Origin of the sequence: Escherichia sp. TC-EC600-tetX4 (assembly GCF_019356055.1) — a bacterium.
Lineage (GTDB): Bacteria > Pseudomonadota > Gammaproteobacteria > Enterobacterales > Enterobacteriaceae.
This window is the reverse complement of sequence record NZ_CP079924.1, coordinates 877,023-895,306: the sequence shown is the minus strand read 5'-3', so window position 1 is coordinate 895,306 and position 18,284 is coordinate 877,023. Positions and strand designations below refer to the sequence as shown.

General features: G+C 43.9%; 13 protein-coding genes, 1 tRNA gene and 5 pseudogenes. 10 read left to right on the top strand and 9 right to left on the bottom strand.

All coding sequences use genetic code 11. The features are described 5' to 3' along the window. Positions 1-92 precede the first annotated feature (92 nt). The 5 genes and pseudogenes from KXD89_RS04320 to KXD89_RS04300 all read left to right on the top strand — a co-directional run bounded on the left by KXD89_RS04320 (position 93) and on the right by KXD89_RS04300 (position 3,980). Positions 93-582, top strand: a pseudogene (locus tag KXD89_RS04320) (hypothetical protein). A gap of 224 nt (positions 583-806) precedes the next feature. Further along, on the top strand, positions 807-1,298 hold the full coding sequence (locus KXD89_RS04315) for a tetratricopeptide repeat protein (protein WP_000102780.1): 492 nt from the start codon (positions 807-809) through the stop codon (positions 1,296-1,298). Positions 1,299-1,632: 334 nt separating this feature from the next. Beyond that, the gene (ygeH, locus tag KXD89_RS04310; RefSeq protein WP_000362702.1) at positions 1,633-3,009 is read left to right on the top strand and encodes a HilA family transcriptional regulator YgeH; all 1,377 of its coding nucleotides are present in this window, start codon (positions 1,633-1,635) and stop codon (positions 3,007-3,009) included. A 167-nt stretch (positions 3,010-3,176) separates the two neighbouring features. After that, the gene (gene ygeI / locus KXD89_RS04305) at positions 3,177-3,395 is read left to right on the top strand and encodes a protein YgeI (RefSeq protein WP_000184091.1); all 219 of its coding nucleotides are present in this window, start codon (positions 3,177-3,179) and stop codon (positions 3,393-3,395) included. An 82-nt stretch (positions 3,396-3,477) separates the two neighbouring features. Continuing rightward, positions 3,478-3,980 (top strand): annotated as a pseudogene (locus tag KXD89_RS04300) (lytic transglycosylase domain-containing protein). An 18-nt stretch (positions 3,981-3,998) separates the two neighbouring features. On the opposite strand, the pseudogene KXD89_RS04295 reads toward KXD89_RS04300, so the two are convergent. From KXD89_RS04295 to actS, 8 genes and pseudogenes are all read right to left on the bottom strand, one after another. Next, positions 3,999-4,631, bottom strand: a pseudogene (locus KXD89_RS04295) (LuxR C-terminal-related transcriptional regulator). A 221-nt stretch (positions 4,632-4,852) separates the two neighbouring features. After that, a pseudogene (locus KXD89_RS22540) lies at positions 4,853-5,559 on the bottom strand (hypothetical protein). Further along, a pseudogene (locus KXD89_RS04280) lies at positions 5,501-5,899 on the bottom strand (type III secretion apparatus protein OrgA/MxiK); the annotation flags it as partial. The pseudogenes KXD89_RS04280 and KXD89_RS22540, both read right to left, overlap by 59 nt. Positions 5,900-5,910: 11 nt before the next feature. Further along, a protein-coding gene (locus KXD89_RS04275) for an IS3-like element IS2 family transposase (RefSeq protein ID WP_088895425.1) occupies positions 5,911-7,139 on the bottom strand; the annotation gives its coding sequence in 2 pieces (ribosomal slippage) (positions 5,911-6,824 and positions 6,824-7,139; 1,230 coding nt in all). Positions 7,140-7,227: 88 nt separating this feature from the next. Continuing rightward, a complete protein-coding gene (locus KXD89_RS22410) occupies positions 7,228-7,506 on the bottom strand; it encodes a hypothetical protein (RefSeq protein ID WP_000067507.1) in 279 nt (92 codons plus the stop codon). 66 nt (positions 7,507-7,572) lie between these two features. Beyond that, positions 7,573-8,367 carry a protein YgeQ gene (gene ygeQ / locus KXD89_RS04270; protein WP_000676919.1) on the bottom strand — a complete coding sequence of 265 codons (795 nt, stop codon included), beginning with the start codon at positions 8,365-8,367 and terminating at the stop codon, positions 7,573-7,575. A 155-nt stretch (positions 8,368-8,522) separates the two neighbouring features. Then, positions 8,523-8,596, bottom strand: a tRNA-Gly gene (locus KXD89_RS04265). Positions 8,597-8,674: 78 nt separating this feature from the next. Next, on the bottom strand, positions 8,675-9,430 hold the full coding sequence (gene actS / locus KXD89_RS04260; RefSeq protein ID WP_001301085.1) for an amidase activator ActS: 756 nt from the start codon (positions 9,428-9,430) through the stop codon (positions 8,675-8,677). Between the two features lie 414 nt (positions 9,431-9,844). Between actS and xdhA the strand changes: the two genes are divergently transcribed. From xdhA to xdhC, 3 genes are read left to right on the top strand one after another with little or no spacing between them, the layout of a single operon-like run. Further along, on the top strand, positions 9,845-12,142 hold the full coding sequence (xdhA, locus tag KXD89_RS04255; protein WP_000388150.1) for a xanthine dehydrogenase molybdenum-binding subunit XdhA: 2,298 nt from the start codon (positions 9,845-9,847) through the stop codon (positions 12,140-12,142). A gap of 10 nt (positions 12,143-12,152) precedes the next feature. After that, on the top strand, positions 12,153-13,031 hold the full coding sequence (gene xdhB / locus KXD89_RS04250; protein WP_000459182.1) for a xanthine dehydrogenase FAD-binding subunit XdhB: 879 nt from the start codon (positions 12,153-12,155) through the stop codon (positions 13,029-13,031). Beyond that, positions 13,028-13,507: a xanthine dehydrogenase iron sulfur-binding subunit XdhC gene (gene xdhC, locus KXD89_RS04245; protein ID WP_001016605.1), complete on the top strand. Its 480-nt coding sequence runs from the start codon at positions 13,028-13,030 to the stop codon at positions 13,505-13,507. The genes xdhB and xdhC overlap by 4 nt, the downstream gene beginning before the upstream one ends. A 39-nt stretch (positions 13,508-13,546) precedes the next feature. Here xdhC and KXD89_RS04240 read toward each other — a convergent pair whose 3' ends face one another. After that, positions 13,547-15,325, bottom strand: coding sequence for a sigma-54-dependent Fis family transcriptional regulator (locus KXD89_RS04240; protein ID WP_000417791.1), 1,779 nt, complete (start codon positions 15,323-15,325; stop codon positions 13,547-13,549). A gap of 478 nt (positions 15,326-15,803) precedes the next feature. Here KXD89_RS04240 and ygeW point away from each other — a divergent pair, with 478 nt between their 5' ends. Together ygeW and dpaL are read left to right on the top strand one after the other, a co-directional pair. Then, positions 15,804-16,991 (top strand): knotted carbamoyltransferase YgeW, encoded by a 1,188-nt coding sequence (gene ygeW / locus KXD89_RS04235; protein ID WP_000859787.1) that lies wholly within the window; start codon positions 15,804-15,806, stop codon positions 16,989-16,991. Between the two features lie 57 nt (positions 16,992-17,048). Continuing rightward, the gene (dpaL, locus tag KXD89_RS04230; protein ID WP_000110493.1) at positions 17,049-18,245 is read left to right on the top strand and encodes a diaminopropionate ammonia-lyase; all 1,197 of its coding nucleotides are present in this window, start codon (positions 17,049-17,051) and stop codon (positions 18,243-18,245) included. Positions 18,246-18,284: the final 39 nt, after the last annotated feature.

Genomic DNA, 18,284 nt, shown 5'->3' with positions numbered 1-18,284 from the left:
TCATTCTACGTAACGTCTCCATAAGGTGATATTTGACATTATCAGAAGCTGCGAATTCGGATTTTGCTCTAATCAAATGAGAGAAATGTAAAATGAAGCCACGAAATATTAATAATAGCCTACCACTGCAACCATTAGTTCCTGATCAGGAGAACAAAAATAAGAAAAATGAAGAGAAATCCGTTAATCCAGTTAAAATCACAATGGGGTCTGGTTTAAATTATATTGAACAAGAATCTCTTGGAGGAAAATATCTAACACATGATTTGTCAATAAAGATAGCGGATATTTCTGAAGAGATAATTCAGCAAGCAATATTATCTGCTATGAGCATATATAAATTTTCGATAACAGATGATTTAATGAGTATGGCTGTAAATGAACTCATAAAACTGACCAAAATAGAGAATAATGTAGACCTGAATAAATTCACTACTATATGCACAGACGTTCTATCCCCCCGCGTCACCAGACATAATAAAGAAAAAAACAAACGACATTCTACCCTTCTCAAAAATCCCCTTTTTAATTTTCATTGAAAAAATGGCAATTGATACTATGAATCCAGGTCATACACATTAAGGCATTTATGTAATGTCGTAATTAAGATAACTAATAAGGTGAATATTAGTAAAACAACTAATGATGTTATTAGTTTGTAGTGAACAGTACTTTTACCAATAATGAAAAATATACCATAAGCAATGCAAGCTTAAAACTCATAATTTAAAAAAGATAAATATAAAAATATCAATGAGTCAATCAATAATAATTTGGCATCACGAGACACATCACAGAGGAATATTATGAGCACAGAAACAATTGAAATATTCAATAATAGTGATGAATGGGCAAATCAACTAAAACACGCATTATCGAAAGGAGAAAATCTGGCATTACTACATGGTTTAACTCCTGATATCCTTGATAGAATATATGCATATGCATTCGACTACCATGAAAAGGGTAATATAACGGACGCAGAAATTTATTATAAATTCTTGTGCATTTATGCGTTCGAAAATCATGAGTATCTAAAAGATTTTGCATCAGTATGTCAGCCCAAAAAGAAATATCAACAAGCATATGACCTTTACAAACTAAGTTACAATTACTTCCCGTATGATGACTATTCAGTTATTTATCGTATGGGTCAATGTCAGATTGGGGCTAAAAATATCGATAACGCAATGCAATGTTTCTATCACATTATTAACAATTGTGAGGATGATAGTGTTAAGAGTAAAGCGCAGGCATATATTGAACTCTTAAACGATAATTCAGAAGATAATGGCTAAGCATTACAATCATTTGGTTAAATTTGCTGGTTATAGTGCAGTTAACCACTATAACCAGCACCTCTTATGTTTTCTTAAATCAGCATCTTAAAACAGTTAAGAGCATACTATAAATCATTATTTTTCAATGCGTTAGAGAACAATCTACTTTATCAAAATTGAATAAGGCTATTTCAGATTACATCACTGAATTCCTAAGATAAATTAGTGAACACAACCATAGATATGTCAAATGTAATTTCCTGTAGCGTTAATGACACATAAATATGAATAGCCATAATTTCTATTGCTTAAGCAGGATGCAAGAAACCAATTTTTTCATAGAGGTTAACTAATGGACTTAGAAAATAAATTCTCATATCATTTTCTTGAGGGATTAACGCTCACGGAAGATGGAATTCTTACTCAAGGAAATGAGCAAGTTTATATTCCACAGAAAGAGTTAGGTGTATTAATAGTATTACTTGAATCCGCTGGTCATGTTGTACTGAAAGATATGATCATCGAATCAGTATGGAAAAATATTATTGTTAGTGACGAGTCCCTGACAAGATGTATCTATTCTTTGCGCTGCATTTTTGAAAAAATTGGCTATGATCGTTGCATAGAAACAATCTACCGGAAAGGTTATCGTTTCAGCGGGCAGGTTTTCAAAACTAAAATTAATGAAGATAATACTTCAGACTATTCCATAGCTATATTCCCTTTCACTACTTCATTGAATACACTGGATCCATTAATACTTAATCAGGAATTAGTGCAAATCATTTCAAATAAAAAAATCGATGGTCTCTATACCTATCCGATGGCTGCGACAAATTTTTGTAATGATCACATATCTCAAAATTCATTCTTGAGCAGATTCAAGCCAGATTATTTCGTTACAGGAAGAATAAACCAGAATAATGCAGTGAACACTTTATACATTGAGTTGATCGACGCTAAAAACCTTTTCCTCATCGCCAGTAATCATCTCCCTGTTGATGAACTACATAATACATCACAATTTATTATAGATAATATCCTTCAAACGGTACATAAACCAGAACGATCTGTAAGATTAGCTAAGCAGGACCAAGGATATAAGAATCATTATTTATCAGATGAAATGTTAGCCGGAAAGAAAGAACTTTACGACTTCACCCCTGAAAGCATTTACAGGGCCATGACTATATTTGATAGATTACAAAATAAAAGTGATATACAGACGCTAAAAACAGAATGTTATTGCCTTCTAGCGGAATGCCATATGTCTTTGGCACTTCATGGAAAAAGTGAACTTGAACTTGCTGCTCAAAAAGCATTAGAGCTTTTAGATTATGTATCAGACATAACCACTGTCGATGGAAAAATTTTAGCTATTATGGGACTGATAACTGGTCTGTCTGGACAAGCAAAAGTATCTCATATCTTATTTGAACAGGCTAAGATACACTCAACTGATATAGCCTCTCTCTACTACTATAGGGCACTAGTCCACTTTCATAATGAAAAAATTGAAGAGGCAAGGATTTGTATAGACAAATCACTACAACTCGAACCCAGAAGACGAAAAGCAGTTGTGATAAAAGAATGTGTAGATATGTATGTGCCTAACCCGCTCAAAAACAACATTAAACTCTACTATAAAGAAACTGAGAGTGAAAGCCATCGAGTTATAATTGACAACATTTTGAAATTAAAGCAGCTGACGAGAATTTGTATGCGATAAATTTTTATTGACGCAATTTTATTATTTAGATGTATGCAACTTGTTATTTAAACAACAGAGATAAAAATATCTAAGATATTCACCTTATTGCAAGATATTTAAAATGCTCTAGAGTTAAAAGTATGATGTAAAGACCATTGGCCTGGACAATTAAAAAAGGGAGCTTTATGACTAATCCAATCGGTATCAATAATTTATCTCAAAGTTCAAATATAGCGAATGCAACGGGTGATGAAGTCGTATCATTAGATAAACACATCAACACCAGTGCTACTGATACAGATCAAATACAAGCATTTATAGTTTCAACATGGATGGCGCCTTTTCAAAATGATATGTATTCAGAAGATAATCCTATCTCACCTTACTATAAAATTGAGTGGTAGACGATTGACCAAATAAATCATAACGAGATACTTTTATAATAGTATCTCGTTCCTTTCATTCAATCCTCACACATGAAAAAATATGCGCTCACCAAAAGTTAAATTCTTAACCATCTTCACGTTTTGTATATTTATTACAAAAATGTCTTTCGCCAGCAACTCTTGCTCTAATGAAGCAGGAACAATGTTCAGAATCGAACCAAATTTAATTAAAGCTATCGCTCTTGTTGAAAGCAATCTAAAAAAGGATAGCATAGGCAAGAACAGAGATAAGAATAACAATATAAAGAGTTTAGATTATTGGTTAATGCAGATAAACCAGATGCATATTCCCCTGTTAAAAAAACGTGGAATAATAAAAGATGAACGAGATTTGTTAGATAACCCTTGTCTGAACATTAAAATAGGAACCGAGATTTTATATAACCATTTTTCACGTTGTGGAGTAACGTGGCAATGCCTGGGGACTTATAATGCGGGTTTTGCAATGGATAACCAAAAAAAGAGACAGCAATATGCCCCAAAATATATATTGTATATACCAGGCTTAATGAACTAGACAATCGTAAGGCTTCAGCAAAATGAGCCTAAAGCCTCTTTTTTTTATATAGTGCAAACACCCATACGTAAAGCTGTTTTGATCAACTCGATACCACTGTGAACATCTAATTTCTTCATGATATTGAGTCTATGAGTTTCGACTGTTTTCCTGCTTAACTGCAAGAAATTAGCGATTTCTTTGTTTGTTTTACCATCAGCTATGAGTTGTAATATTTCTGACTCACGATTTGTAAGTTGATTATCAGAGGAATACCTGGAAGATATTTTTTCACAATCCATATGTACACTATCAAAATAAGTGTAACCATTACTAATCGAATCAATAGCACGATTTAGTTTCGCCGGGTGACTGGTTTTCCATACGCATCCTTTCGCACCTGCTTCAAGCAATTTTATTGAATCAATATACGGCATCTTTGCTACAAATGTAATAATATGAGCATCTATCTTATGCGATTTAACCCATTTTACGAGTTCGGCCCCCATCATTCCACCTGCAAATTCTCCTAAAATAAATATTTAGGCTGTAGATTTGTTACACTCCGCTATAGCTTTCTTCAGATCTTTATAGCCCCCAACAACCTCATATAAATCAGGATAATGTCCGAGAAATCCAATTATCCCATCAATCATAAACGGCTGCTGATCTGAAACTACAATTTTAATTTTTCCCATATATTCATCCTGAGTGTAAATGCTTTAACGCATTCATTTATAATCATCCCTTCCATTATTATTATAAGCAAAATCCAAAGAATACATTGATGAAATAATAATGAAATATAATTAAAAATAAAATTTTTGCGTAAAAAAATACCACAGGCATTAAAAAATCATGAGATGATTAAAATATTACAATTAGATTATATTCAAATCATTAAACTTGAGCCAGGGAGCTATAAGTCCTCAGGGCTTGCCAAAACAGAATTATTCATATCCAAAGAATGTGTTTCAAACATTTTTTCAACTAAATAATGTCTGGCTTGTTCGCAGATTTCGTTAACCTTGTCAGGGGAGAAACAATGATTATTAATTAAATATTGCTCACAATTATCCACAAATTCCTGCGGACTAAATTCAGCAATAAATTGATCGGTAAAAAACACAAAACGCTTATCATCATGAAATGTAATATGGACATTCCATATTGATTTGTCGACAAAATATGACTCTACTTCAAGAGACTTATCTTTGAAACTGGTAGGTATATGGAGATTTACAGGACCTGATATTGATGGTAATTTTGTTACCCAACTTTCAAAAATTTTGATAAAAACATCAACTTCTTCTGAAGGTTTTAACAATATACTCTTCAGATCGTTTATCATGTTTATTCTTTTTTTTCAAGTTCTGAGCATAGCAAGCTTATCAAGGGTATAAAATTATCCATCTCATCAATAATGCCTTTTGTATAGCCATCATAATAACCTTGAATAAATTTTTCTTCTCTCTTTTCCTCAATACTCTGAATTTTTGCGGTGGTTTCAAGAAGGATTTTTTCTTTAAGAGAAACTATTTCTTTCAATCCATCAGAAATTTTTCTTTTAATCACAACACCATTTGCAGGAGATTTTATCAAGCTCATCTCTATTTTTTTTCGCATAAAATGTAATTCTCTCTAAAAGTGTTGATGCAAGTGGTAACGGCGATTGTATGTGGTCAACAAAATCAGGAAATAATAAATTAAATCGTTGCTGCATTGCCAATGGTTGTTGCCTTATATAGGGTAACAACGTTGAAAAACCACATGTGATGATATTGTGATAGTTAGCGATGCCGGGTTTGTATCGTGCCTTTTCATTTATTTCCAGCGGTATAGCTGATAAATAATCCCTTAGTACATCAGGAACCTTATAAAAAAACCCGCGTTCTGCAAACCTTTCTCGATAAAAGTGACAACCACTGAGTAAACAGATCAATGGAAGTAAATTCCAATTGTTTATTGGATTTGCCCCTATATTTCCAGACATCTGTTATCACTTAACCCATTACAAGCCCGCTGCCGCAGATATTCCCGTGGCGAGCGATAACCCAGCGCACTATGCGGATGCCATTCGTTATAATGCTCGAACGCCTCTGCAAGGTTCTTTGCTGCCGTTAACCCGTCTGGTTTGGGCATGATACTGATGTAGTCACGCTTTATCGTTTTCACGAAGCTCTCTGCTATTCCGTTACTCTCCGGACTCCGCACCGCCGTGTTCTTCGGTTCAAGTCCCAACATCCGGGCGAACTGGCGTGTTTCATTAGCCCGGTAGCATGAACCATTATCCGTCAGCCACTCCACTGGAGACGACGGAAGATCGTTGCCGAAGCGGCGTTCCACCGCTCCCAGCATGACGTCCTGTACTGTTTCACTGTTGAAGCCGCCGGTAGTGACCGCCCAGTGCAGTGCCTCACGATCACAGCAGTCCAGCGCGAACGTGACACGCAGTCTCTCTCCGTTATCACAGCAGAACTCGAACCCGTCAGAGCACCATCGCTGATTGCTTTCTTTCACGGCCACTCTGCCTGTATGTGCCCGTTTCGATGGCGGTACAGCAGGTTTTCGCTCAAGCAACAGCGCATTCTGGCGCATGATCCGGTAAACACGTTTGGCATTGATCGCAGGCATACCATCAAGTTCTGCCTGTCTGCGAAGCAGCGCCCATACCCGACGATAACCATACGTTGGCAGCTCTCCGATAACATGGTGTATACGGAGAAGCACATCCGTATCATCAGTGTGACGACTGCGGCGGCCATCCATCCAGTCATCGGTTCGTCTGAGAATGACGTGCAACTGCGCACGCGACACCCGGAGACAACGGCTGACTAAGCTTACTCCCCATCCCCGGGCAATAAGGGCGCGTGCGCTATCCACTTTTTTGCCCGTCCATATTCAACGGCTTCTTTGAGGAGTTCATTTTCCATCGTTTTCTTGCCGAGCAGGCGCTGGAGTTCTTTAATCTGCTTCATGGCGGCAGCAAGTTCAGAGGCAGGAACAACCTGTTCTCCGGCGGCGACAGCAGTAAGACTTCCTTCCTGGTATTGCTTACGCCAGAGAAATAACTGGCTGGCTGCTACACCATGTTGCCGGGCAACGAGGGAGACCGTCATCCCCGGTTCAAAGCTCTGCTGAACAATTGCGATCTTTTCCTGTGTGGTACGCCGTCTGCGTTTCTCCGGCCCTAAGACATCAATCATCTGTTCTCCAATGACTAGTCTAAAAACTAGTATTAAGACTATCACTTATTTAAGTGATATTGGTTGTCTGGAGATTCAGGGGGCCAGTCTAAACTTGCTCTTTTCTTCTGGTGTTTATCTTTGAAAGATTTGTAGGATAAATAACATTAAGTAAAGCCGCATCGGCTTCTCTGTAATGTTTATCTTTTTCCAGATAACCTGGGGATTCTCCCCCTAAATCAAGCTGTAACGTTATTCTTTCATAACCTTTATCTATGAGGTGGTTCAACCTCGTTGTTGAAAGAGTTTCATCCAGTTCATTGACTTTAGCTTCGCGTAGTAAATCAGAGACAAAAACAGAGTCTTTCTTCGAGAGTAGGTTTGACAAACGTTCCAGTCCAGAGGTCACCAGTGCAACGGAAGATGTGTTTAATCGGGCATCTTCTTCCCATGCTCAGGAATCTTCCATAACATAGAAATTGGCTTTATCCAGATAAGCAATCAGCAGCGCAACCGACTTTAATCGGTCACCTTTTTGCCAATCTTCAGCGTTAATAGTACCAGTGTTGATTGCTTGTATAAGGAGATCAAGGTAAAGACCTAAAGCATCATTTTGTTTATGGTTCCACAGCTGCGGCTTGCCTTCTTCCTGCACATCTGCCATCACGGGGGAGTTGCTGTCAAATCGGATATGCACAGCATTCATTTGCACGGGAATTCCATCCAGTCGTTTTGGGTTGCTAATGACGTCCTGCATCCGCTTAATCTGGTCGGGCGTAGACATATAATCCCACAGGGTGAGCAGAACCTTTTTTGCGGCTACACTATTTCCCTGATCTGATACTAATGCCATATAGCCCCATAAACTATCCCTCAACCAGACAGCATCATAGTGGGTTTCTGCCGCTGTTTTGTCATCTTCGAAAGTAGAAGCAAGAATAAACGTTCCCCAGGGTTTCTCCGTCAACGTTAACTTTCGTGTGTTTTCTGTTAATGTTAGCAATCCTTGAATTTCGTCTTTGGTATAGTGGCTCTTTATTTCATTTTGTAATTTGGCTGAGTGAATCAGAAGACGATAATTAGGATACTTATCTGGATTTAACGATAAATAACTTTTATCTGTTGCTGCCCCCGTGGAATTAAGAATGTTAAATACAGATTCACTCGTCACTTCTGCCCCTGTCGCCTGGCATGTGCCGCACGAAAATATACCAGCGAGCAGAAGAGTTAATGCAGATTTCCCTTTCATAAAATATTCCATCAATCGTTTGTTAAAAGCGTAGATAACCACTTATTTAACAACTTGAAAATAAGGTGTTTTACCTGGGTTGTTACAAAAGGATTGCATTGCGTAAACGCTTTTTATTTACAACAAAATGGGGAAGTATTACGGCGAAGATAAATTGGAGCGGGCGAAGGGAATCGAACCCTCGTATAGAGCTTGGGAAGCTCTCGTTCTACCATTGAACTACGCCCGCTTCGAGATGCGTAAGGCATTATAAACCTTACGCTCTCCTTAGCAAGTGCCACGCTGCTGACTGCTGATTAATTCGCCATCAGCATTTTGGCTTGCTGCCCTGAGGCGGCAAGTAACGTAGCGGATCAATTGCCGTTGCACGGTAACGAATCTGGAAATGCAGGCGAACAGATGCCGCATCCGTGCTCCCCATAGTGGCGATTTTTTGCCCAGCCTTCACGCTTTGCCCATTATTTACCAGCATCGTGTCATTATGGGCGTAAGCCGTAATGTAATCTTCACTGTGTTTAATCATGATGAGATTACCGTAGCCACGCAGCTGGTTGCCCACATACACCACCTTTCCTGCACCCGCGGCGTAAATAGGTGTACCCCGTGGAGCTGAGATATCAATCCCTTTATTGCCGCCATCTGCTGTCGAATACGGCATGATAACTTTCCCTGTCGTTGGCCATAACCAACAACGTTGCCCTACTGGCGGCCAGGATGATTTCGGTACCGCTGATGACGGTGTAACCGATGCGGTTTTGGTCGTTGATTTGGCGGTTGATTTACGTGTAATACTGCTACTTTTCGCCCCACCCAGTTTTAGTTTCTGACCAACTTCAATGGTGTAAGGGGGGGAAATGCCGTTCAGTCGCGCCAGTTCTTTTACGCTGGTTCCCGTGGTGCGCGAAATACGATATAGCGTATCCCCCCGTTTCACGGTGTAAACGGAGCCGGAATACGTTCCTGTATCGGATGATTTGCTACCCGAACAGCCCGCCAAAAGCAGTCCAACCGATAACAACATCACGATACCCAGAGATTTTTTATTCAGGCGTCCCGCACTCAAAATCTTTCCTCGCTTAAAAAACAAGACGCCTTATCATAGCAGCCAGCCTCTTGATACCCAATCTCTTGCTTCTGGAAAAACGTGGTAATAGAGAAAGAGGTTAATTTCATTTGGCAAAGGGAAGTATCATCAGCAAAATATTCGCTGTAGAGGTATCGAACTTCCTGACTTTTTACCCTATTTCCCATCCTGATGCGTAATAATCCCAATTTATCACATTGATTTTATCGCCACTCATATTGATACGTATCACTGCCCCTATTCAGAGTCCTGTTTCGTATCATATCTGTGTTTTTTTAACGTCATCACACTTCCTACCTCCCCTAACGCTTATCGTCGTTTCTGGCGTAAATCTTGCCTGCTTAGACTAAATCTTTGCCATAAGAACCAAATGTTCAAATCGAGGGGATTTCTATGGAAGCGCGGGAAGCAACCGCTACGGGTGAATCATGCATGCGCGTCGATGCCATTGCTAAGGTCACCGGGCGGGCACGATATACTGACGATTATGTTATGGCGGGCATGTGTTATGCGAAATATGTACGTAGCCCTATCGCACATGGTTATGCCGTAAGTATTAATGATGAACAAGCCAGAAGTTTGCCGGGCGTACTGGCGATTTTTACCTGGGAAGATGTGCCTGATATTCCATTCGCTACAGCTGGGCATGCCTGGACACTTGACGAAAACAAGCGCGATACCGCCGATCGCGCACTGCTAACTCGCCATGTTCGTCATCATGGTGACGCCGTTGCCATCGTCGTGGCCCGCGATGAACTCACGGCAGAAAAAGCGGCGCAATTGGTCAGCATTGAGTGGCAAGAATTACCCGTTATCACCACGCCAGAAGCGGCGCTGGCAGAAGACGCTGCACCAATCCATAACGGTGGCAATTTACTGAAACAAAGCACGATGTCGACGGGTAATGTCCAACAAACAATCGATGCCGCCGACTACCAGGTACAGGGGCACTATCAGACCCCCGTTATTCAACATTGTCACATGGAAAGCGTAACATCGCTGGCGTGGATGGAGGATGACTCGCGAATTACCATCGTTTCCAGCACCCAGATCCCGCACATTGTTCGCCGCGTGGTTGGTCAGGCGCTGGATATTCCCTGGTCATGCGTACGAGTCATCAAACCATTTGTCGGTGGCGGTTTTGGTAATAAACAGGATGTACTGGAAGAGCCAATGGCGGCATTCCTGACCAGCAAGCTTGGCGGCATTCCGGTGAAAGTTTCCCTTAGCCGTGAAGAGTGTTTCCTCGCAACCCGTACCCGCCACGCTTTTACCATTGACGGGCAAATGGGCGTGAACCGCGACGGAACATTGAAAGGTTATAGTCTGGATGTTCTGTCTAACACCGGCGCTTATGCATCTCACGGGCACTCCATCGCTTCTGCGGGGGGGAATAAAGTCGCTTACCTTTATCCTCGTTGTGCCTACGCTTACAGTTCAAAGACCTGCTATACCAACCTCCCCTCGGCTGGTGCGATGCGTGGTTATGGCGCGCCACAAGTCGTATTTGCCGTTGAGTCTATGCTTGATGACGCCGCGACAGCGTTAGGTATTGATCCTGTTGAAATTCGTTTACGCAACGCCGCCCGCGAAGGAGATGCTAATCCGCTCACGGGCAAACGTATTTACAGCGCAGGGTTGCCGGAGTGTCTTGAAAAAGGCCGGAAAATCTTTGAATGGGAAAAACGCCGTGCAGAATGCCAGAACCAGCAAGGCAATTTGCGCCGCGGCGTTGGCGTCGCCTGTTTTAGCTACACCTCTAACACCTGGCCTGTCGGCGTAGAAATAGCAGGCGCGCGCCTTCTGATGAATCAGGATGGAACCATCAACGTGCAAAGCGGCGCGACGGAAATCGGTCAGGGTGCCGACACCGTCTTCTCGCAAATGGTGGCAGAAACCGTGGGGGTTCCGGTCAGCGACGTTCGCGTTATTTCAACTCAAGATACCGACGTTACGCCGTTCGATCCCGGCGCATTTGCCTCACGCCAGAGCTATGTTGCCGCGCCTGCGCTGCGCAGTGCGGCACTATTATTAAAAGAGAAAATCATCGCTCACGCCGCAGTCATGCTACATCAGTCAGCGATGAATCTGACCCTGATAAAAGGCCATATCGTGCTGGTTGAACGACCGGAAGAGCCGTTAATGTCGTTAAAAGATTTGGCGATGGACGCTTTCTACCACCCTGAACGCGGCGGGCAGCTCTCTGCTGAAAGCTCCATCAAAACCACCACTAACCCACCGGCGTTTGGCTGTACCTTTGTTGATCTGACGGTCGATATTGCGCTGTGCAAAGTCACCATCAACCGCATCCTCAACGTTCATGATTCAGGGCATATTCTTAATCCACTGCTGGCAGAAGGTCAGGTACACGGCGGAATGGGAATGGGCATTGGCTGGGCGCTATTTGAAGAGATGATCATCGATGCTAAAAGCGGCGTGGTCCGTAACCCCAATCTGCTGGATTACAAAATGCCGACCATGCCGGATCTGCCACAACTGGAAAGCGCGTTCGTCGAAATCAATGAGCCGCAATCCGCATACGGACATAAGTCACTGGGTGAGCCACCAATAATTCCTGTTGCCGCTGCTATTCGTAACGCGGTGAAGATGGCTACCGGTGTTGCAATCAATACACTGCCGCTGACGCCAAAACGGTTATATGAAGAGTTCCATCTGGCAGGATTGATTTGAGGATAACATCATGTTTGATTTTGCTTCTTACCATCGCGCAGCAACCCTTGCCGATGCCATCAACCTGCTGGCTGACAACCCGCAGGCCAAACTGCTCGCCGGTGGCACTGACGTACTGATTCAGCTCCACCATCACAATGACCGTTATCGCCATATTGTTGATATTCATAATCTGGCGGAGCTGCGGGGAATTACGCTGGCGGAAGATGGCTCGCTACGTATCGGCTCTGCAACGACATTTACCCAGCTAATAGAAGATCCTATAACTCAACGTCATCTCCCGGCGTTATGTGCTGCGGCCACGTCCATTGCTGGACCGCAGATCCGTAACGTCGCTACCTACGGTGGAAATATTTGCAACGGTGCCACCAGCGCAGATTCTGCCACGCCAACGCTAATTTATGACGCGAAACTGGAGATCCACTCCCCGCGCGGTGTTCGTTTCGTCCCGATTAATGGCTTTCACACCGGGCCGGGCAAAGTGTCTCTTGAGCATGACGAAATCCTCGTCGCCTTTCATTTTCCGCCACAGCCGAAAGAACACGCGGGCAGCGCGCATTTTAAATATGCCATGCGCGACGCAATGGATATTTCAACGATTGGCTGCGCCGCACATTGCCGACTGGATAACGGCAATTTCAGCGAATTACGCCTGGCATTTGGTGTTGCCGCGCCAACGCCGATTCGCTGCCAACATGCCGAACAGACTGCACAAAATGCGCCATTAAACCTGCAAACGCTGGAAGCTATCAGCGAATCTGTCCTGCAAGATGTCGCCCCGCGTTCTTCATGGCGGGCCAGTAAAGAGTTTCGTCTGCATCTCATCCAGACGATGACCAAAAAAGTGATTAGCGAAGCCGTCGCCGCGGCGGGGGGAAAATTGCAATGAATCACAGCGAAACAATTACCATCGAATGCACCATTAACGGGATGCCTTTTCAGCTTCACGCCGCACCAGGCACGCCGCTCTCGGAATTACTCCGCGAACAAGGACTGCTAAGTGTCAAACAAGGGTGCTGCGTGGGTGAATGTGGTGCCTGTACGGTGTTGGTCGACGGCACAGCAATAGACAGTTGCTTATACCTTGCCGCCTGGGCTGAAGGAAAAGAGATCCGCACGCTGGAAGGTGAAGCGAAAGGCGGAAAACTTTCTCATGTTCAGCAGGCTTATGCGAAATCCGGCGCAGTGCAGTGCGGGTTTTGTACGCCTGGCCTGATTATGGCTACCACGGCAATGCTGGCGAAACCACGCGAGAAGCCATTAACCATTACGGAAATTCGTCGCGGACTGGCGGGAAATCTTTGTCGCTGCACGGGGTATCAGATGATTGTAAATACAGTTCTGGATTGCGAGAAAACGAAGTAAAAGGATATCCGGCCTGAATTCAGGCCGGATTCACTGAGGTTATGTGTTTAACAACTCATATTTCTTAATCTTGCGATAGAGCGTAGCAATGCCGATGCCCAGTTCATCAGCAACTTGCTTCTTGCTGTTATGACGTGAAAGCGCCTCGCGGATCATTTGCTTTTCCATCTCCTCCAGCGCCGTGCCGCCCGCATCATCGAGTGACAGGTGCGCCTCACTGACCTCTGTTACATCACTTTGCTCCGTTGTGCCATTATTCAGCAGATTTGGCGGCAATAGCGTGCTGTCGATAACTTCACCTGAAGGAACCACGTTAACCAGATATTCCATCAAATTGCTTAACTCGCGCAGGTTTCCGGGCCAACGATGCTTACGCAATATTTCGACGACATCGGGAGCAATGCCAGGATAAACCGATCCCAGACGACGGGTATGCAGATGTAAAAAGTAATGCACCAATAGTTCAATATCTTCCTGACGTTCACGCAGCGGTGGCAGAGTTATCGGGATAACATTAAGTCGGTAGAAGAGATCTTCGCGGAATTTACCTTCGGCAATGAACTGGGCCAAATTCTGATTAGTTGCAGAAATGATGCGAATGTCGACTTGTATTGGGCTACTGGCACCAATCGGCAGAATTTCACGTGCCTCAATAGCGCGCAGTAATTTAGCCTGCAACATTAATGGCATATCACCTATTTCATCGAGAAACAGCGTGCCCGTATTCGCCGCCTGAATCAACCCTGTTTTACCGTTGGCAGAAGCGCCAGTAAATGCACCTTTAACATAACCGAACAGTTCGCTCTCCAGAAGCTGCTCCGGAATCGCGGCACAGTTGATAGCAATAAAGGGTTTATTCCGTCTTCCGCTCAACTTATGGATTGCACGGGCGACGACTTCTTTACCCGTGCCGCTTTCACCAACCACCATAACGCTGGATGGGCTGGGTGCAATACGGCTAATGAGTCGTTTTAATTGCCGCATAACACGGCACTCGCCAACCAATTGTTCAATATGCGGTTCATCAGGTGCATTTGCTACAGAAAAACTGGTATGCGATTGGTGAAACGCCATTAAAAATAATTGTCGGCCCTGAATGTTATGCAATTGACCAATGATTAATTCACTTTTATCGTCCCATGAAACAATATGCTGCATATGTCCATGGGTAAAATTACTCTCAAATGTTAATGGTCTGAAACGGATAGGTTTCCCAATAATATTATTTTGCACAACACCAAGTGTTTTTAAGGCAGTCTGATTAACAAACTGAACCCGATTTTCATCATCTACAACTAATACGCCCTGATCCATATTATCGATCATGGTCGCAAATATTTTACTGATGTTATCTCCTGGCCCCTGATCCTCCAGAAGTTTCGAAACAAAAATGGTGGATATATGGCGAACATAATCAGAAAATTCGCGTAAATTATCACTGATATGCTCTTGTTGCTCGTGGGTAACGGCAATCAAACTTATCACCCCAACACAACGATCCTGTAAAATGACAGGCGTACCCAGAAATGCTTTTTCGCGGCAATTTTCTTTACTATCGCAACCTTCGCAAAGGGGATCGAAGCGAGACTGTGTCACAACTTTTTCAGTTTTCGTTTCCAGGACGTGGCGGAGCAGGCGTGAGTTGCCGCTCAACTGGCGACCAAGAAACTTCCCATACGCGCCCGTTCCGGCAACGCGACACAAGTTTTCATCAACGATCTCAACCTCAAGCTGCAAAACGCTGGCAAGCATTCTGGCAAAACGCTGAATTGTCGGTTGAATTTGCATCAATACTGACTGCGTAGTAGCAAGCTCCATAGCTTTACCTTCCAGACTTACTTAAAAGTCGATCATTGAAGACGTTGATGGTTCACAGATCATGATGATATTAACTCAGGCGAAATTGGCTTTGATAAAAACATAAGATTTTTATCATTTTCTAATGAAATTATGGAAGAGATATCACATTTCTATATCAATATGAGAATTACGGCGGTGAGTTTATCAAACTGAAGAGAGATAGCCTGCCCCTTTATCTTATTTCTGATACTTAGCAGCAAATAAATAACGCGATAAAAAAAGCCAAACGTTTTCGTATTTTACAAACAACCAGAAGCTGGCATCAATTTGTGATCAACCCCACACATTATCCGTCAAATTAGTCTTTTGCAGCCGCGCGGATAATTCTGGCACACTTATTGTTAGTCCCAGGTATAGCTGTGAAAACACCAATCACTTTGGCAAGTCACAGTGAAATAAACCACTTTGCCTGTCATTCCACTACCGGGACTTTATGATGAAAACTGTTAATGAGCTGATTAAGGATATCAATTCGCTGACCTCTCACCTTCACGAGAAAGATTTTTTGTTAACGTGGGAACAGACGCCAGATGAACTGAAACAAGTACTGGACGTTGCCGCAGCATTAAAAGCACTGCGTGCTGAAAACATCTCAACCAAAGTCTTTAATAGTGGATTAGGTATTTCCGTATTCCGCGACAACTCCACCCGTACCCGCTTCTCTTATGCTTCCGCGCTTAACCTGCTCGGCCTTGCACAACAAGATCTCGACGAAGGCAAATCACAAATCGCTCACGGCGAAACCGTGCGTGAAACCGCCAATATGATCTCCTTCTGCGCCGACGCTATTGGTATTCGCGACGATATGTATCTGGGCGCAGGCAACGCCTATATGCGTGAAGTTGGCGCTGCACTTGATGACGGTTACAAGCAGGGTGTACTGCCACAGCGTCCGGCTTTAGTGAACCTGCAATGCGATATTGACCACCCGACTCAGTCAATGGCTGACCTCGCGTGGTTACGTGAACACTTTGGTTCACTGGAAAACCTGAAAGGTAAAAAAATCGCCATGACCTGGGCCTACTCTCCAAGCTATGGCAAACCGCTCTCTGTACCACAAGGCATCATCGGTCTGATGACTCGCTTCGGTATGGATGTCACCCTGGCCCATCCGGAAGGCTACGACCTGATCCCGGATGTGGTTGAAGTGGCGAAAAACAATGCTAAAGCCTCCGGTGGTAGCTTCCGTCAGGTCACCAGCATGGAAGAAGCCTTCAAAGACGCAGACATCGTTTATCCGAAGTCATGGGCACCTTACAAAGTGATGGAAGAGCGTACTGAATTGCTGCGTGCGAACGATCACGAAGGCTTAAAAGCACTGGAAAAACAGTGTCTGGCACAGAACGCGCAACACAAAGACTGGCATTGTACTGAAGAGATGATGGAACTGACCCGTGATGGCGAAGCCCTGTACATGCACTGCCTGCCAGCTGATATCAGCGGCGTATCCTGTAAAGAAGGTGAAGTGACTGAAGGCGTATTCGAAAAATACCGTATCGCTACCTACAAAGAAGCCAGCTGGAAGCCTTATATCATCGCCGCGATGATCCTGTCCCGTAAATACGCCAAACCAGGTGCACTGCTCGAGCAACTGCTGAAAGAAGCGCAAGAACGCGTGAAATAACCCCTCGGGCCGATCAGCTGGTCGGCCCTCTATTTCCAGAGGCCAAAAGGATAGGATATGTCCGTTTTCTCATTGAAGATTGATATCGCCGATAACAAATTTTTCAACGGCGAAACATCACCGCTCTTTTCGCAAAGCCAGGCCAAACTGGCGCGCCAGTTCCACCAGAAAATAGCTGGTTATCGCCCAACACCGCTTTGTGCGCTGGACGATCTCGCAAACCTTTTTGGTGTGAAGAAAATTCTCGTCAAAGACGAATCAAAACGATTCGGTCTGAACGCCTTCAAAATGCTTGGCGGTGCGTACGCCATCGCTCAATTATTGTGTGAAAAATATCATCTTGATATCGAAACGCTGTCATTTGAGCACCTGAAAAATGCCATCGGCGAAAAAATGACTTTCGCGACCACCACCGACGGCAACCACGGGCGCGGTGTGGCGTGGGCAGCACAGCAACTCGGACAGAATGCGGTGATTTACATGCCGAAAGGTTCTGCTCAGGAACGCGTTGACGCCATTCTGAACCTCGGTGCCGAGTGCATCGTCACGGATATGAACTATGACGATACCGTTCGCCTGACCATGCAACACGCGCAGCAGCACGGCTGGGAAGTGGTACAGGACACGGCATGGGAAGGTTACACCAAAATCCCAACCTGGATCATGCAAGGCTACGCAACCCTGGCAGATGAAGCCGTCGAGCAAATGCGTGAAATGGGCGTAACCCCGACGCACGTTCTGCTGCAAGCCGGTGTCGGAGCAATGGCCGGTGGTGTGCTGGGTTATCTGGTCGACGTCTATAGCCCGCAAAATCTGCACAGCATTATTGTTGAACCTGACAAAGCTGACTGTATTTATCGCTCCGGCGTCAAAGGCGACATCGTCAACGTTGGCGGTGATATGGCCACCATCATGGCAGGCCTGGCCTGTGGCGAACCTAACCCGCTGGGCTGGGAAATCCTACGTAACTGCGCCACCCAATTCATCTCCTGCCAGGACAGCGTTGCCGCATTAGGTATGCGCGTGCTGGGTAATCCGTACGGCAACGACCCGCGCATCATCTCCGGTGAATCCGGCGCTGTCGGTTTGGGCGTTCTCGCAGCGGTTCATTATCACCCGCAACGTCAAAGCCTGATGGAAAAACTGGCGCTGAACAAAGATGCCGTGGTGCTGGTTATCAGCACTGAAGGCGACACCGACGTGAAGCACTACCGCGAAGTTGTCTGGGAAGGCAAACACGCTGTAGCACCTTAATCACCCTATTGGAACTGCTCCCTGCAAAACGGGGAGTAA

Coding starts and splice junctions, on each gene's coding strand:
- xdhB (WP_000459182.1), top strand. CDS start 12,153: ATGTTTGATTTTGCTTCTTACCATCGCGCAGCAACCCTTGCCGATGCC.
- KXD89_RS04240 (WP_000417791.1), bottom strand. CDS start 15,325: ATGGAGCTTGCTACTACGCAGTCAGTATTGATGCAAATTCAACCGACA.
- dpaL (WP_000110493.1), top strand. CDS start 17,049: ATGTCCGTTTTCTCATTGAAGATTGATATCGCCGATAACAAATTTTTC.
- ygeH (WP_000362702.1), top strand. CDS start 1,633: ATGGACTTAGAAAATAAATTCTCATATCATTTTCTTGAGGGATTAACG.
- KXD89_RS04315 (WP_000102780.1), top strand. CDS start 807: ATGAGCACAGAAACAATTGAAATATTCAATAATAGTGATGAATGGGCA.
- xdhA (WP_000388150.1), top strand. CDS start 9,845: ATGGAAGCGCGGGAAGCAACCGCTACGGGTGAATCATGCATGCGCGTC.
- xdhC (WP_001016605.1), top strand. CDS start 13,028: ATGAATCACAGCGAAACAATTACCATCGAATGCACCATTAACGGGATG.
- ygeW (WP_000859787.1), top strand. CDS start 15,804: ATGAAAACTGTTAATGAGCTGATTAAGGATATCAATTCGCTGACCTCT.
- ygeI (WP_000184091.1), top strand. CDS start 3,177: ATGACTAATCCAATCGGTATCAATAATTTATCTCAAAGTTCAAATATA.
- ygeQ (WP_000676919.1), bottom strand. CDS start 8,367: ATGAAAGGGAAATCTGCATTAACTCTTCTGCTCGCTGGTATATTTTCG.